The sequence below is a fragment of the Collinsella aerofaciens genome, assembly GCF_039752775.1.
Taxonomy (GTDB): Bacteria; Actinomycetota; Coriobacteriia; order Coriobacteriales; family Coriobacteriaceae; genus Collinsella; species Collinsella aerofaciens_R.
The window spans coordinates 1-15170 of sequence record NZ_JBDMGT010000015.1; the positions used below are offsets into that span (position 1 = coordinate 1).

The 15170-nt window shown below is 59.4% G+C and carries 13 protein-coding genes; 8 read left to right on the forward strand and 5 right to left on the reverse strand.

What is annotated here, in order from left to right:
• Positions 1-297: 297 nt before the first annotated feature.
• The 5 genes from ABHR63_RS05390 (at position 298) to ABHR63_RS05410 (ending at position 4901) form a co-directional block, all read left to right on the forward strand.
• Complete coding sequence (locus tag ABHR63_RS05390) at positions 298-1329, forward strand: hypothetical protein (protein WP_346965008.1); 1032 nt, start codon at positions 298-300, stop codon at positions 1327-1329.
• Between the two features lie 307 nt (positions 1330-1636).
• Positions 1637-2065: a galactose-6-phosphate isomerase subunit LacA gene (lacA, locus tag ABHR63_RS05395; protein WP_006234830.1), complete on the forward strand. Its 429-nt coding sequence runs from the start codon at positions 1637-1639 to the stop codon at positions 2063-2065.
• A 63-nt stretch (positions 2066-2128) separates the two neighbouring features.
• A complete protein-coding gene (gene lacB / locus ABHR63_RS05400; protein ID WP_006234831.1) occupies positions 2129-2653 on the forward strand; it encodes a galactose-6-phosphate isomerase subunit LacB in 525 nt (174 codons plus the stop codon).
• Between the two features lie 374 nt (positions 2654-3027).
• The gene (locus tag ABHR63_RS05405) at positions 3028-3909 is read left to right on the forward strand and encodes an aldose 1-epimerase family protein (RefSeq protein WP_346965009.1); all 882 of its coding nucleotides are present in this window, start codon (positions 3028-3030) and stop codon (positions 3907-3909) included.
• A 56-nt stretch (positions 3910-3965) separates the two neighbouring features.
• Positions 3966-4901, forward strand: a complete 936-nt coding sequence (locus tag ABHR63_RS05410) for a hexose kinase (RefSeq protein ID WP_195361267.1) — start codon at positions 3966-3968, stop codon at positions 4899-4901.
• A 257-nt stretch (positions 4902-5158) separates the two neighbouring features.
• Here the strand turns inward: ABHR63_RS05410 and ABHR63_RS05415 are convergent, their stop codons facing one another.
• The 3 genes from ABHR63_RS05415 to ABHR63_RS05425 form a co-directional block, all read right to left on the reverse strand.
• Positions 5159-6460, reverse strand: coding sequence for an ATP-binding protein (locus ABHR63_RS05415; protein ID WP_346965010.1), 1302 nt, complete (start codon positions 6458-6460; stop codon positions 5159-5161).
• A 302-nt stretch (positions 6461-6762) separates the two neighbouring features.
• The gene (locus ABHR63_RS05420) at positions 6763-8391 is read right to left on the reverse strand and encodes a UDP-glucose--hexose-1-phosphate uridylyltransferase (RefSeq protein WP_346965011.1); all 1629 of its coding nucleotides are present in this window, start codon (positions 8389-8391) and stop codon (positions 6763-6765) included.
• The gene (locus ABHR63_RS05425; protein WP_346965012.1) at positions 8382-9587 is read right to left on the reverse strand and encodes a galactokinase; all 1206 of its coding nucleotides are present in this window, start codon (positions 9585-9587) and stop codon (positions 8382-8384) included. The genes ABHR63_RS05420 and ABHR63_RS05425 overlap by 10 nt, the downstream gene beginning before the upstream one ends.
• A 383-nt stretch (positions 9588-9970) precedes the next feature.
• Here ABHR63_RS05425 and ABHR63_RS05430 point away from each other — a divergent pair, with 383 nt between their 5' ends.
• Both ABHR63_RS05430 and ABHR63_RS05435 read left to right on the forward strand, forming a co-directional pair.
• The gene (locus ABHR63_RS05430) at positions 9971-10957 is read left to right on the forward strand and encodes a LacI family DNA-binding transcriptional regulator (protein ID WP_346965016.1); all 987 of its coding nucleotides are present in this window, start codon (positions 9971-9973) and stop codon (positions 10955-10957) included.
• Positions 10958-11086: 129 nt separating this feature from the next.
• The gene (locus ABHR63_RS05435; protein WP_346965013.1) at positions 11087-12247 is read left to right on the forward strand and encodes an FprA family A-type flavoprotein; all 1161 of its coding nucleotides are present in this window, start codon (positions 11087-11089) and stop codon (positions 12245-12247) included.
• Between the two features lie 60 nt (positions 12248-12307).
• On the opposite strand, the gene ABHR63_RS05440 is transcribed toward ABHR63_RS05435, so the two are convergent.
• Entirely contained in the window at positions 12308-13111 is an 804-nt protein-coding gene (locus tag ABHR63_RS05440; protein ID WP_346965014.1) for a DeoR/GlpR family DNA-binding transcription regulator, read from the reverse strand.
• Between the two features lie 333 nt (positions 13112-13444).
• Between ABHR63_RS05440 and ABHR63_RS05445 the strand changes: the two genes are divergently transcribed.
• Complete coding sequence (locus ABHR63_RS05445) at positions 13445-14302, forward strand: class II fructose-bisphosphate aldolase (protein ID WP_022095149.1); 858 nt, start codon at positions 13445-13447, stop codon at positions 14300-14302.
• 221 nt (positions 14303-14523) lie between these two features.
• On the opposite strand, the gene ABHR63_RS05450 is transcribed toward ABHR63_RS05445, so the two are convergent.
• Complete coding sequence (locus tag ABHR63_RS05450; protein ID WP_346965219.1) at positions 14524-15147, reverse strand: HAD family hydrolase; 624 nt, start codon at positions 15145-15147, stop codon at positions 14524-14526.
• Between the last annotated feature and the right edge of the window lie 23 nt (positions 15148-15170).

Here is a 15170-nt window from a genome sequence, read left to right on the forward strand (position 1 = left end):
CGCGCCTTTAGACGCGAGCCCGGGGCCCGTGGGTTATACCCTAAGAGCAAACCACCCTTTTTAAGGGTGGTTCTGATCCTCCTCCAAGTTGCGGTGAAATAGGGACTGAATAGGGGCCGGCGGGCACAAAACAAACCCTATTCCACCGCAACTCATCCCGAGACAGTCATTGGGGACGTTCTTAAACGACTAGTCGTTGGGGACAGTCTTGGAGCTTCTGCACGCCCTCCCGTTCGGTTTTTCGATGGGTGGGTATACTTCCATCCGCAATGCAGGCCGGAATGAGGAGGTGTCCAAATGCCGGACAACGGATTGATTCAAAAGACAGATGCGCACGAGATGGCTCATGGGCGTCCTGTCCAGATAACCGAGCATACGACGGTAACCGAGCTGCAGCCCAGCCTGTCCGATGTCGTGTGCGCAAACAAAAAGCTGCAGATTGGCTTTATCGTTGCGCTCGTGGTACTGGCGCTGCTGTCGGGCTTTGTAGCTCGTCCGCATTTTGCCGATACCAAAACTTGGGACTCTACCATCGAGGTCATCGATCAAAAGAAGGGCAATGTTTTGGCGCTCACGACCTCGTGCGTCGCCCTATCTGCGGGTATCACTGCGCTGCCGGGCGATACGGGAACGCCAGTTGCCGAGCAGCTCGCGCAGCTTTCAGGCAACCTTGGTATCGTGCTTGCTGTGCTCTACCTCGAGAAATACCTGCTAACCATTTTGTGGTCGGTTGGCCTGGGCATCTTAATCCCGTTTGCGTTGGTGCTCTTTGCGGTGTCGCTCGGCATTCACGGGCGCTGGAGCACGAGCGCCGTCCTGCGCCGTGTGGCGACGCGCGTGCTGGTGGTTGCCGTGATCGGCATGGCGCTCGTGCCCGCGAGCGTATGGGTGTCGCAGAAGGTCGATGAAACGTATCGCGTAAGTATTGAGCAAGCTGAGCAAAAGGCTGCGGACGCTGCGGACGCGGCCGACACCACGGACAAGTCAGCCGAGACCAGCTCAAAATCGAACAAGAAAAAATCCGAGGCCACGGAGTCCAAAAACGTGCTCGAGCAGTTGACTGATGGGGCATCGAGCCTTGTTACGTCGGTGACCAGCGGCGCCAAGCAGATGACCGATGAGATTGTGCGGCAGGTGACCGATCTGATTGAAGGCGTCATCGTGATGATCGTGACCTCGTGCGTTATCCCGCTGCTGGTGCTCGTGGCGTTCCTGTGGCTGGGACACGTGCTGCTGGGGATCGATATTTCCGGCCCGGCGAACTATTTGACGGGCCGCTTTCTGAGTGCTCCGTCCAAGCACGCCAAAAAGGGTGGGCAGTCCGAGTAGCTAAAACAGCTGTATATACCGGGGAATACCGCCGAAGGGCGGCCGAGACACGTTCTTGGCCGCCCTTTTGTTTGTTGAACACATGGTCGCTACGTCCGCGCCCGGCTCAAACGGTCAGCAATCATCCGTGAACGATATTTGTTCAAAAAAGAACAAAGATAAACAAATAGTTGTTGCAGTTACTGTTCGAATGTGTTCAAATAAACATGAACAGTGAAGAACCGCACATTCAGATGCCCGGACCTGAACGCGATTCAACACTTCCAAACAGAAACTACGCACCTGCGTATCTCTCAAGGAGGATGTCATGAGGGTTGTAATCGCTTCCGATGCCGACGGTATGTCGATGAAGGAGTCTATCAAGGAGATGCTCATCGCCGACGGTCACGAGGTCGTCGACTATTCCGAGACCCCTGCCGCGGACTTTGTCGATTCCGCGACCGCCGTTGCCAAGGACCTGCTGGAGCACAAGGATTCCCAGGGCTTCGCATTCGATAAGTACGGCGTCGGCTCCTATATGGCCGCCGTCAAGATCAAGGGCATGGTCGTCGCCAACATTTCCGACGAGCGTTCCGCTTACATGACCCGCGAGCACAACGGCTCGCGCATGGTCACCATGGGCCCGGGCGTTGTGGGCACCGAGGTCGCCAAGAAGATCGCCCGCGAGTTCCTGCGTGCACAGTACGCCGGCGGCCGTCACCAGATCCGTGTCGACATGCTCAACAAGATGGCCTAACGAGAGCCACCGAGAACTCGAACTTCTACCTCAACTTGTGAATTCAGACGAAAGGACGTTCTGATGAAGAAGACCATCGCAATCGGTTGCGACCATATCGTTACGGACGAGAAGATCTATCTGGCCGACCGCCTGGAGCAGGCTGGTTACAAGGTGCTCGACTGCGGCACCTACAGCCACACCCGTACGCACTATCCCATCTACGGTAAGGCCGTGGGCGAGGCTGTTGCCAGCGGCAAGGCCGACTTTGGCGTGGCCCTGTGCGGCACCGGCATCGGCATCACCAACGCCGTCAACAAGGTTCCCGGCGCCCGCTGCGCCCTGGTCCGCGACATGACCTCTGCCCTGTATGCCCGTCGCGAGCTCAACGCCAACATCGTGGGCTTTGGCGGCAAGATTACCGGCGAGTTCCTGATGGCCGATATCATGCTTGCCTTCCTGGAGGAGCCCTACGAGAAGACCCCCGAGCACGATGCCCTGATCGCCAAGATCGATGCCTGCAATAAGGCCGACGCCGAGGCTCAGGCTGACCCGCACTTCTTTGACGAGTTCCTCGAGAAGTGGGACCGCGGCGAGTACCACGACTAATTAGGTTCCGGCGTTCTGCCGAACGCCGGACCGGCCGACGCTGCGAAGCCATCTGGCGGGCAATCTGCCGTTCAGCTTCGGCGGCATGACCAGAAGGTCAATGCCGCCTCGCTTCACGGCACCTTGCCTCGCCAGCTGACTTCTCGCTGACGTTGGGGGTACCTGTGGGGTTACCGCTGTTGTTGCGAAGCTTTCTGGTTCAGTAAGCTGCTCCGATAACACGTTTGCTTGCTGAGCTTGTGGGCTTCGTTTTGGCGGGACCCAGTATTCTGCAGCTTTTCAATTGACGGCTCGCGTTTCTGTGAGGGGGCGCGGGCCGGTTTTCTATCAGCCCTATTGACTTGGCGGGCTGTCATAAGAAAGGGAAGGCTCCTATGGAGTTTGTTCTTGATAACGGTTCTATCCGCGTAGCACTGAGCACGGCGGGCGGCTCGTTCACCTCAATTGTGGCCGACGGTCGCGAGTATCTGTGGCAGGGCGATCCTTCGGTCTGGTCGGGCCAGGCACCCATTTGCTTCCCGATCTGCGGCGGCCTTCGTGATGGTCGCGCAATGGCCATGGGCGGCCGCGAGGTAAAGCTCGCCCGTCACGGCTTTGCGCGCAAACAGGAGTGGAAGCTCGAGGAGCAGGGCGACAACATGGTTGCGCTGAGCCTAAGCTCTGCCGACCATGCCGAGTTGCTCGAGCAGTACCCGTATCCGTTTAAGATCGTTGCTCGCTACACGATTGATTCGGAAAAGGTGGTCGTGTCGTACGAGGTGACCAATGAGGGCACCGAGGACATGCCGTTCTTTGTGGGCGGTCATCCCGGCTTTAAGTGCCCGCTCGACGAGGGCGAGTCCTATGACGACTACGAGCTCCGTTTTGAGCAGCGTGAGGCCGCCGAGCTCTGTACTGCCGTTCCCTCGACGGGCCTGATTGATGTTGAGCATCGCAGCAAGAATCCCATGATCGGCCAGAACCTGCCGCTTACCCACGAACTCTTCGACTTCGCGGAGACCATCTTCGACGTGCTCGAGAGCCGCGTGGTTACGCTGACCAAGAAAACCGAGGACAAGGGCGTGCGCCTGACGTTCCCCGATATGCCGTACCTGATTGTGTGGAGCAAGCCCGAGGGCGACTTTGTGGCCGTGGAACCGTGGGGCGGCCTGTCCACCTGCTCCGACGAGGACGATATTCTGGAGCACAAGCGCGGCTGCCTGGTGGCCAAGCCGGGAGAGACCGTCACCCGCGGCTTTGAGATCGAGATCCTTTAACGAGCTATCGTATGTTTGGGGCTGCGCGTGCCGTGCCCCGGAAACAGGAGTTCAATATGATTCTGACCGTTACCATGAACCCGTCGATTGATACGCGCTATCAGCTCGACAAGTTGATCATCGACGACGTGAACCGCGTGACGCCCGAAAAGACTGCTGGCGGTAAGGGCCTCAACGTGAGCCGTGTACTGCTGCAGTTGGGCGACGATGTGCTCGCGACCGGTCTGCTCGGCGGCCACATGGGTGCCTATATGGCCGAGCTTATGGATGCCGACGGCGTCAAGAACGACTTTGTGCCCATCGCCGGTGAGACGCGCATTTGCCTGAATATTCTGCACGAGGGTAATCAGACCGAGCTGCTGGAGAGCGGCCCGCAGATCGCCCCGGCCGAGCTCGAGGCCTTTACGGCCAAGTTTGCCGAGCTTGCAGCGAAGGCGGACGTTGTGACGCTTTCGGGCTCGCTGCCGCGTGGCGTCGATGCCGGCTACTATGCCGAGCTCGTCAAGATCGCCGAGGAGGCGGGCGCCAAGGTGCTGCTCGATACCTCGGGTGCATCGCTGGAGGCCGCGCTGGAGTCCGACGCTAAGCCTGAGCTCGTAAAGCCCAACCTGACCGAGATTAACGGCCTGCTGGGTACGTCCTTTACGACCGATGATGTCGATGCCCTGCGCGAGGCGCTCGCCGCCGATGACCGTTTTGCCGGTATCCCCTGGGTTGTCGTTTCGATGGGCGCTGCCGGTTCGGTTGGCTTCCATGAGGGTCGCGCGTTCCGCGCCAAGACGCCCGCGATTGCGGCTGTGAACGCAACGGGTTCCGGCGACTCGACCATCGCCGGCTTTGCACATGCCATTGCTGCTGGCGCCGACGACGTCACGGTGCTCAAGACCGCCAATACCTGCGGCAAACTCAACGCTATGGATCCCAAGACCGGTCACCTGGTCATGGACCGCTGGGACGAGATCTACAACAACGTTGAAGTAACGGAGCTTTAGGGTTACGCGGTTTTACCAAACCGCGTAACGGCTCGACGCTGCGCGGGCCGCATTTGGACAATCTGACGTTCAACTTCAAGGGCGCGACCAGAAGGTCAGCGCCCTTTCGTTTCACGTCACCTTGTCTCAAATGCGGCCCGCTCGCTGCCGTTGCCAAAACATCGGCGTTGCCTTGCTTCGGGAATGCGGCAGATAGAGACGTTCCTTTTTTGCCGGCAGTTTGGGACACTCCTTACGGGGCACCCCCTCCACAGCGCCTATGCCAGCTTGTCGATTTGCCCAATCTCCCAGAGCGGAATATTGACGAGCGTGCCTTCGTCTCTATATGCCGCTAACGATGTTCTCACGCAGCGCTCGAGCTTGAACTTCTCGCAGGCAATCCTCAGGCTCTTTGCTTTGAGATTCTCTGCCGCCTTGACCTCGAGCGGAAGCACGGTCCCCGCATGGTCGACGGCAAAGTCAGTCTCTGCATTGCCGGAGGAGGATGACCAATACGCGGGAGTATTGCCTTGGAGCAAAAGCTCCTGTGCGACGTATTGCTCGGTCAGCGAGCCTTTGAACTCCGTAAAAACAGCAGGCCCGTTCAGAACAATGGCTGGCGTGAGGCCGGAGAGTGCTCCGAGGATGCCGGTGTCGATGCAGAACAGCTTGAAGCCCGAGAGATCCTCGTAGCTTGTGAGCGGTGCTCTTAGGGCGGAAACACGTGGTACCTTATGAATGATTCCATAGTCCATGAGCCACTGGAGGCTTTCCTCAAAATCGCGTGCGCGCGCCCCGGGACGAAGCGCGCCGTAGACGAACTTCTTGTTTTCCTTTGCGAGCTGGCCGGGAAGGGATTTCCAAACCAGCCTCATGCGCTCGACGATGCGGGCTGGCGCATGCTTGCCAAAATCGGATTCATAAGCTTCGATGATTTGCTGCTGAAGCCTGCGGGCCTCGATGAAATCGTGGGAGGCGGCGAAAGCGGAGACAACTTCTGGCATGCCACCGACAACGAGGTATTCCTTGAGCAGGCGCTCGAGCTTTTCGGAAACATTCGCCAGCAGGTCCATGTCTGCGGCAAGGATGGCATCTGCGAGCGGATCGCCATCGACGGCACGAACGAACTCGACAAACCCCATGGGGCGCATGGTAAGCTGGTCAATCTTGCCGACGGGGAACGACTCGTTTTCGCGTCGGAGCGCGAGCCCCATATAGGAGCCGGCTGCCACGATATGGTATTCCGGCGCCAGCTCGTTGAAGTATTTGAGCGAGGTGATGCCACGCGGTGCCTCTTGGATTTCGTCGAAGATGATGAGTGTGTCTGTCGGCGTTATGGTCTGGCCGCGCAGGAGCTCTATCTGGGAGATGATGCGTTTGGGGTCAAGGCTTCCGTCGAACAGCGAACGTGCGCCCGGTTCGAGCATAAAGTCAAAGCGGATGACGTTTTGATACTGCTGGCCTGCGAATTCGTTAAGAAGCCAGGTTTTTCCCGTCTGGCGGGCCCCCTTAAGCAGGAGGGGCTTGCGGTTTGCCCTAGATTTCCAAGCGATGAGTTCGTCCATTAGCTGTCGCTGCATACTGCCTCCTAACGATCATGGTTAGTATAAGACTGTTTTGGTCTTTCCATCGAAAAATGTGGGAGTAAACCACGTTGTTCCATCGAATAATGTGGGAGGTAACCACGTTTTTCCATCGAATAATGTGGGGTTTAGGTCGGCACTTGGGGCGCTCCTTCTCTGCCGGCAGTTTGGAACACTCCTTGTTTTGATGCAAATTAGCTACCCTTGCATCAGAAAACGGCGCCCGCCGGCGATGTTGCCGGCGGGCGCCGCGGTCGTGTAGGCGCTATTTGTTAAGTGCGTGCGTTCGAGCTCGCATGCTACAGCGAGTCGATAAAGCGCTGTTGGGCGGCACGTCCTGCTTCGTCCCACTTAAAGACGCCGGCGTTGTCGAGCACGTGGCCAAACACCACGCCGACCTCCTCGTGCAGGATATCGATGGCGCTGTCTGCCGTAAGCTCGTCGGCGCGGCGGGCAAAAACGTCTTCGGCCCATGCGGCGTGGTTGCGGCATAGATCATCGCCCTCGAGCGCGCTAGCAAGGTCGTAGCTGGCATCGACCTTGGCCGCCAGCAGGTGCTCGCGGACAGCGCCGAGCTCGGGAACCAGGCGCGGCGGAAGAATGGCCAGGCCCATGACCTCGATCAGGCCGATGTTCTCCTTCTTAATGTGGTGGTACTCGGCATGCGGGTGGAATACGCCCAGCGGATGCTCGTCGGTCGTGATGTTGCAGCGAAGCGCCAGGTAGGCCTCGTAGATCTCGCCGCCGGCATTGCCGCGGGAGTCGACGCGGCGGATGACGGGCGTCACGGTGTTGTGTGCCACGCCGTCGGCCGTGTGCGCGATGACGCCAACCGATTCATCGGTCCACTCGCGCCAGGCGAGGATAATCTTCTCGGCGGCATCGAGCAGCTCGCCGCGGTCGTGCGAGCGCAGGCGCAGTACCGAAAGCGGCCACTGCAGCACAGAGCCGGTAACCCGGTCAAAGCCGGGCACGCTAAACTGCGAGACCTCGGCTGCGTGCATCATGGGGAACTCGTGCGCGCCGCCCTGGAAGTGGTCGTGCGACAGAATCGAGCCGCCCACGATGGGCAGGTCGGCGTTGGAGCCAATAAAGTAGTGCGGGAACAGGTCGACAAAGTCGAGCAGGCAGGTCAGCCCCTTGCGGTCGACGTGCATCGGACGATGCTCGGAGCTCATGGCAATGCAGTGCTCGTTAAAGTATGCGTACGGGCTGTACTGGAAGCCCCAGCGCTCGCCGTTGAGCTGGATGGGGATAACGCGCAGATTCTGGCGGGCGGGATGGGCGCCGCCGTCGGCTGCAGCGGAGCGTCCGGGATAGCCCTCGTTTTCGATGCAGAGCTGGCAGGCGGGATACTTCTCGCCCGTGTTTTTGGCGGCGCCGGCCGCGGCAATATCGCGCGGGTCCTTTTCGGGCTTTGACAGGTTGATGGTAATCTCGAGGTCGCCCCAGTTGGTGGGGGTGCTCCATTTGATGTTGCGCGCGATGGCGGCACGGCGCACGTAGCCGGCGTCGCAGCACAGGCCGTAGAACCAGTCGGTCGCGGCGCGGGGCTCGTTGACGCCCATGCGTCCGTTGAACTCCTCGTTTACAACCGAAGGCCTTGGCATGAGCGCGCCCATGATGCGCATGGCGATGCGGTCGCGGCCCGATGCCGTGTCCTCGGCGGCGCCGTTGGCAACAGCCGCCTCGGCAAGCGCGGCAAGTGTGCCTTCAAGGTCAAAGTTGGGCAGGGTGTCGGGGTGCAAGAGCGAGAGTTTCTCGACCTGGAGCGCCCAGGCCATGTCGAGCGCCGGGCCCGTAGCACCGATGCACTCGAGAATGGTGTTATACGCCCAGATGCGATCGTCCTGGCCGATCATCGATCGGTGGATAGCGTACTCGATCAGGTTCTGCGCGGCCTCGCGCACGTCAGTCATTACAGCCATGCCGCGTAAGCCCCCTTGTCAGAAATTGCGTAGTGGCGGGCAGAGCCCTCGCCCAGCCAGCCGTTCATCTTGGTGATAAAGGTGTCGACCAGGTCGAGCGGCACGAAGGCCTGGATGGTGCCACCAAAGCCGCCACCGTGGATACGGACGGCGCCACGGCCGTCGAGCACGTGCTCGGCCAGTGCCAGGGCATACATCGAGGGCTGCTCGGAGCCCAGCTTGGCAACAACGTTCTGCAGGTACATGGCAGAGCTGGCGCCGGACTCGCGCGTCAGGACCAGGAACTGGTCAATGTCACCGGCGTTCAGGGCCGCCCAGCGCTTATCGACCAGGCCGTTCTCGTACCAGTAGTGAACGGCGCGCAGGCAGGCACGGTCGCCCAGCTTGGCGCGCAGCTCGGGGAGCTTGGCGTCAAAATCGGCAACGTTTACCTCGCACAGGCGTGCCTTGCCAAACTCGGCGGCGACGTCTTGCATCTCGCGCGGAACGGCGGCGTAGTCGTCGGTGGCTGCCACGTGGTCGGCGCCGACCTTAACGAGCACGAGCGCATAGCCGTGATCCTCAAAGTTGAGCTCGAGCTTCTGGGTCTTAGGCTGAGCCTGGTCCTCGAAGTCCATGTAGGCAAGGCCGCCCAAGCAAACGGCGGCCTGGTCCATAAGACCGCAGGGCTTGCCATAGTAGTTGTTCTCGGTGCGCTGGCTCATCTGGGCGAGTGCGACGGGCTCAATTGCGGATGAGCCCCAGAGGGTTTCCATGGCGCGGCCGTATGCCGCCTCGACAGCAGCAGAGCTGGAAAGGCCGCCGCCCGAGGGGACAGAGCAGGTGAAGGCGAAGTCGAAGCCCTGGGGCTCAACGCCCAGAGCAGCGATTTCGTGGGCCATGCCGCGGACGAGGCTCGCGGACGTGCCCTTCTCGGACTCCTGAACATCTAGCGTATCGAGCGTGATCTCAAAGGTGGGATAGCCCTCGTCGGCGACGCGGACCTTGTTGGAGTCGGTTGCCACGGCGATGCCGTCGACAGCGACATCGAGCGAGCCAGCGATGACGTGGCCGCCCTCGTGGTCGGTGTGGTTGCCACTGATCTCGGAGCGGCCGGGCGCGTGCACATAGAGCACCTGGCGATCGCCGATGGGCCCAAACTCCTCCTCAAACAGCTTGGTGAGCGTGGCGAGTGTCTTTTCGTCGGGGGTGGTCATCGGAGTCCTTTCCTTGGCGCGTACGGGTAAGTTTTGCGCCGTTATGAGTACGTTAACAACTTGAAGCGGCATGAACCAAGTGTTCACGATGCCGCACGTTACGGGCTATGTTAACGTACTCATAACACAACTCTTGTCACTTTTTGAGAATCTGGTAATCGGTAGAAATTCAGCCGTGAACGGTATTGCCGTATGGACTTATAAAGCAGAAGAGATGCGGATTGAAAAAGTAGAGTACGTTAACATGCGTCCGACGATAGCGGGCCTCGGCGCGGGCTAAACTCCTGCCCGGGCCGGCATTCACGCTATTCAGATCTCGCAAGGGTGAAGGTGATCCTGTGGCAAGGCGCCCGTCCAACGATACAGGTACGCGTCCGGTCTCCATGGCCGACGTCGCCCGCGCTGCTGGCGTTTCGCAGCAGACGGTTTCGCGCGTCGCCAACGGTTTGCCCAACGTTAACGAGCAGACGCGCCAGCGCGTGCAGGCCGCTATGCAAGAGCTCGGCTTTCGTCCGAGTTATGCCGGTCGCTCGCTGCGCGACGGTCGCTACCATTCGGTCGGCCTGTGCGTCAACGATGTCACCAAGTTTGGCAACCTCTCAATGATCGACGGCATCGCCAGCGCTGCTCGCGAGCATAATTGCGCCATCACGCTGGTCGAGATGTCCAAGACCGAGGAATTCTCGCTTGCCGAGGCCACGCGTCGTATGGCCGCATTGCCGGTGGACGGCATCATCATCGGCATGAGCCGCATGGCGCCCGATTTTGAGACGTTTGATCCGCTGCCGGGCATTGGCACGGTTATCGTCACCATGTACGCGCACCCGCGGGTGACCACGGTCGACTCCGACCATTACGGCTGCTCGCTATTGCTTATGGATCACCTGTTTGAGCTGGGGCACGAGCAAATTCGCTATATTGGCGGCCCGTCGTTCTCGGTCGACGAACAGTTTCGTCGCGCTGGTTGGCAGGATGCACTCGAGCGTAAACACATCGAGCCGGCAGAGCCGCTCGAGGGCGACTGGTCTGCCAACAGCGGCTACGAGGCCGGCAGGCACCTGGCCGAGCACGATCACACCATGACGGCGATTTACGCGGCAAACGACCAGATGGCAAACGGCGCAATTGCCGCACTGCGTGATAGCGGCCTGCGCGTGCCCGAGGACGTGAGCGTGGTGGGCGTCGACGATTCGCTCGATGATTTTGTAGCACACAACGAGCTCACGACCGTGCGATTCGATCTACATCAGCGCGGACGCGAGGTATTCGAGCATGCGGTTCCCGAGGCAGGTACGGCGGGCAAAACCGTTGCTATTCGTATTCCCGGCCAGCTCATCGTTCGACATACCACGGCAGTTCATCGCGTATAGTTTTTGCAGGTCAACGGCGGTATATTCCGCCTAAATAACAATCGGTAAGGTTGCCGGCAGATAGCTGTGGCTCTAAAGACGAGTGCTATGATAGACGAGCTCTTTTGTCTATCTAGGAGGCTTTGCCTGATGGAGATCACCAAGGATATCCGCTACATTGGCGTCAACGATCACGACATTGACCTGTTCGAGGGCCAGTACGACGTGTCCGAGAACGGTATGGCATATAACAGCTACGTTATCTTGGGCGATAAAATCGCTGTCGCCGATTCGGTCGACGCTGGCTTTGTCGACGAGTGGCTCGGTAACCTCGAGACCGTGGTCGATGGCCGCACGCCCGACTACCTGGTTGTCCATCATATGGAGCCCGATCACTCCGCCGGTATCGCCGCCTTTATGGAGCGCTATCCCCAGGCGCAGATTGTGGCCAGCATGGGTGCTTTCCGCATGATGGTCAACTACTTTGGCACCGACTTCCCCGAGCGCAAGATGGTCGTCAAAGATGGCGACGTGCTCGATTTGGGCGGTCACAGCCTAACGTTTGTCGGCGCCCCCAACGTGCACTGGCCCGAGGTGCTCTTCTCCTACGAGTCCACCGACAAGGTGCTCTTTAGTGCCGACGGCTTTGGCAAGTTCGGTGTCAACGACATCGAGGATCCGGAAGGGTGGGCCTGCGAGGCGCGCCGTTACTACTTTGGCATCGTGGGAAAGTTCGGCAAGTTTGTGCAGGCCGTGCTCAAGAAGGCCGCCAATCTGGACATTCAGATCATCTGTCCGCTCCACGGCCCCGTACTGACCGAGAACCTGGGCTATTACCTCGACACCTATAACACCTGGTCGAGCTATCAGCCCGAAGACGAGGGCATCACCATTGCCTACGCGAGCGTGTACGGCCATCTGAAGGCTGCCGTTGAGGAGCTCGCGTCTGCTCTCGAGGCCCGCGGCCAGAAGGTCTCCGTCTTTGACCTGGCTCGCGACGATATGGCCGAGGCCGTTGAGGATGCGTTCCGCTACGACCGTCTGGTGCTCGCTTCCATCACCTATCAGGGCGAGATCTTCCCGTTCATGAGCACCTTTATCCACACGCTTGCCGAGCACGCCTATCAGAACCGTACGGTGGCGCTCGTTGAGGCCGGCTCCTGGGCGCCCACCGCTGCCAAGGTTATGACCAAGGAGCTCGGGGGCATGAAGGACATCACCCTGGCGCAGAACAAGGTGACCGTGCTGGGCTCGCTCAACGACGCCTCGCGCGCTCAGATCGAGGTTCTCGCCGAGGAGCTTTCCAAGTAGCGATATTTCGCCTTTAACGAGCAAAACCACCACAAAGGCACCTTTGTGGTGGTTTTTATTTTAGCTGGTGGCGATGATGAGGGCTGGACGTGAGCTGTCAGTGGCCTCGGCGATCGAGGTGGCGACGGCATGGTCGGGGTCGCGGTCCATCACGATGGTGTTGACATCGGTCAGCCTGGCAAAGCGGTACATGCCGCGTCCGTTGACCTTACTGGCGTCCATGAGGGCGACGCTTTGACGGGCGGCGCCGACCATAGCCGTTTTGGTCTCGGCCATCTGGGGAAAGTCGGTCGTAAAGCCGCAGCTGGGGACAAAGGCGCCGGGGCACATGACGGCCAGATCGGCATGGACCATTTGGAGCGCCTGCATGGTAAGTGGGCCGTACAGATAGCGATGACCTTTGCGCAGCGCCCCGCCCAGCATGACGACATCGACCGAGGGCATGCTCTCGTCGATGTAATCGGCAATGGTAATGTCGGCCGTGATGACGGTGATACCGTCGCGCTGATCGAGGAGCCGGACGAACTCGAGCGCCGTGGTGCCCGAGTCGACGAGCAGCGTGTCGCCGTCATTGACGAGCTCGATGGCGCTTTGCGCGATGGCCTGCTTGGCGGCGACGTTGACATTGATGCGGCGATCCTGCGTGGAAACGGTCAGGCGCTTGTGAAGCGAAACGGCACCACCATGTGTGCGGCGCAACTTGCCTGCTTCGGCGAGCGCGTCAAGGTCGGCGCGGGCGGTGACGGAGGAGACGCCAAAGGTCTGGGCGATTTCTGCTACCTGCACCGAGGCATTATGATCGAGCATTTCCAAAATGGCGGTACGGCGTTCGTCGGCAAAGGCACGGTTGGTGGCTTGGGCCATTTTTCTCCATTCTCGGCTAAATTTGCAGGAATTGTGTTGACTCTATTTTCGTTCATTTTCTTTTTGAGTAAGAAAACACCTTTCGATTACTTATCTTTTCTATAAAAGAAAGACGCTGAACGCCCAAAATTCAATATCGAACATGTCCACTCGGCTCAAATTCCTTCCGTTTACTTTTCAAAAACGACTGTATTGACCTGCATGGGCTCAATATCTCGCGCGTGCAAAGCCGCTGAATTTCATACAATGGGCGCAGCAAAACGCAAGGTAAAACGCCTTGTGAACAACTACGCCCGATGTCCAGATGCGGGCGAGGGAGAGGAGCAAACGCTCATGGCACTTGTTACCACCGAAAAGATGCTCAAGGACGCTCAGGCCGGTCATTACGCCGTTGGCGCGTTCAACGTCGAGAACCTCGAGTTTGTTATGGCCGTTCTGGCCGCTGCCGAGGAGACCAAGTCCCCCGTCATCATGCAGACCACCCCGGGCACCATCAAGACCGCTGGTCTGGACTACTTCTACGGCATGGTCAAGGCTGCCGCCGAGCGCGCTTCCGTGCCCGTCGCTCTGCACCTCGATCACGGCGATGGCTATGACCGCTGCATGCAGGCTTTCCGCACTGGCTACACCTCTGTCATGATCGACGGCTCGCACGAGTCCTTCGAGGACAACATCGCTCTGACCAAGTCCGTCGCCGACGCTGGCCGCGCCATGGGCGTGCCCGTCGAGGCTGAGCTCGGCAAGGTTGGCGGCAAGGAGGACGACGGTCCCGCGGTTGAGGGCGAGAGCCCCTACACCGATCCGGCCGAGGCCAAGGAGTTCGTCGAGCGCACCGGCTGCACCTCCCTCGCAATTGGCGTTGGCACCAGCCACGGTGTGTACACGAGCGATCCGCACATCGAGCAGTCCGTGGTCAAGGCCATCCGCGACGCCGTCGACGTGCCGCTGGTTCTGCACGGCACCTCCGGTGTGCCCGATGAGCAGGTTGCCGAGGCTGTGAAGAACGGCATCTGCAAGGTTAACTACGCCACCGAGCTGCGTCAGGCCTACACCAAGGGCTTCATGGCCTACATGGCCGAGAACCCTGCCTGCTTCGACCCCAAGAAGCCGGCTAAGGAGGGTATGCGTGAGATCACCGAGCTGGTTAAGATCCGCATGACCAACCTCAACTCTGTGGGCAAAGCAGAGTAACAGCAAGGGTACTCCGACTCGCTACATATCCCGGGGAGGGACGAGGGCTTAGTTCCCCAATCGTCCTCGGGCATGCAAAAAGCCTCGCTGCGCACTTCGTGCGGCGAGGCTTTTTGCCCCCTGCGGAAAGATTGGGGAACTAAGCCCTCGTCCCTCCCAGGTTGACCTACTCGAGGTCGTCGCCCTTGTGGCGTTGGGGCTGAAAGGGTGGGGCGCGGGGGTTACTTGGTTGTTAGGGTTAGCAGGTCGTTGGGGGTTTTGAGGTTGTAGGTGGCGTTTGGGATGTCTTGGTGTGATCCCCATGCCGCTCTGGCAAAACTGACCCCTGCCGAAGTTGCGCATTGTTCGTCGTAGACAGTGTCGCCAACGTAGACGACGTTGCCAGGATTCGCGCCCGTACGCCGGAGATATTCGAGCATGGGTGCGGGTGCGGGTTTATGTTCGGTTGTGTCTTCGACAAGGATGATGTGCTCAAAATACTTATCGAAACCAAGGGGTGCAATTTCTTTTGCGTATTCGTCGCGCGCACGTGAGGAGACGATGCCAAGTTTGCAGCCGTTGTTGGCGAGTGTTGCGATGACTTCAAGCAAGCCTGGAAACACGCTGATGGTGCTTTTAAAGCTGGCAGCAACTTGGCACCAACGATTCAACGTTGCCTGCGAGTAGATTCCAAGTTTCTCAAGGGCATCCTTGCCGGGTATGCCGAGGGCAAATTCAAGCTCGTGTCGGGGGAGCGTTTTGCCGGTCTCTTCTTGGACAATCTGGACAAGCGATGACAGAACGCTTTCTTCTGTATCTGCCAATGTCCCATCAACGTCAAATGCGATATGGTCAAAGTGCTTCATATGATTGCTCCTCTCTGTTGTTT

Coding starts and splice junctions, on each gene's coding strand:
- ABHR63_RS05390 (WP_346965008.1), top strand. CDS start 298: ATGCCGGACAACGGATTGATTCAAAAGACAGATGCGCACGAGATGGCT.
- lacA (WP_006234830.1), top strand. CDS start 1,637: ATGAGGGTTGTAATCGCTTCCGATGCCGACGGTATGTCGATGAAGGAG.
- lacB (WP_006234831.1), top strand. CDS start 2,129: ATGAAGAAGACCATCGCAATCGGTTGCGACCATATCGTTACGGACGAG.
- ABHR63_RS05405 (WP_346965009.1), top strand. CDS start 3,028: ATGGAGTTTGTTCTTGATAACGGTTCTATCCGCGTAGCACTGAGCACG.
- ABHR63_RS05410 (WP_195361267.1), top strand. CDS start 3,966: ATGATTCTGACCGTTACCATGAACCCGTCGATTGATACGCGCTATCAG.
- ABHR63_RS05415 (WP_346965010.1), bottom strand. CDS start 6,460: ATGCAGCGACAGCTAATGGACGAACTCATCGCTTGGAAATCTAGGGCA.
- ABHR63_RS05420 (WP_346965011.1), bottom strand. CDS start 8,391: ATGGCTGTAATGACTGACGTGCGCGAGGCCGCGCAGAACCTGATCGAG.
- ABHR63_RS05425 (WP_346965012.1), bottom strand. CDS start 9,587: ATGACCACCCCCGACGAAAAGACACTCGCCACGCTCACCAAGCTGTTT.
- ABHR63_RS05430 (WP_346965016.1), top strand. CDS start 9,971: ATGGCCGACGTCGCCCGCGCTGCTGGCGTTTCGCAGCAGACGGTTTCG.
- ABHR63_RS05435 (WP_346965013.1), top strand. CDS start 11,087: ATGGAGATCACCAAGGATATCCGCTACATTGGCGTCAACGATCACGAC.
- ABHR63_RS05440 (WP_346965014.1), bottom strand. CDS start 13,111: ATGGCCCAAGCCACCAACCGTGCCTTTGCCGACGAACGCCGTACCGCC.
- ABHR63_RS05445 (WP_022095149.1), top strand. CDS start 13,445: ATGGCACTTGTTACCACCGAAAAGATGCTCAAGGACGCTCAGGCCGGT.
- ABHR63_RS05450 (WP_346965219.1), bottom strand. CDS start 15,147: ATGAAGCACTTTGACCATATCGCATTTGACGTTGATGGGACATTGGCA.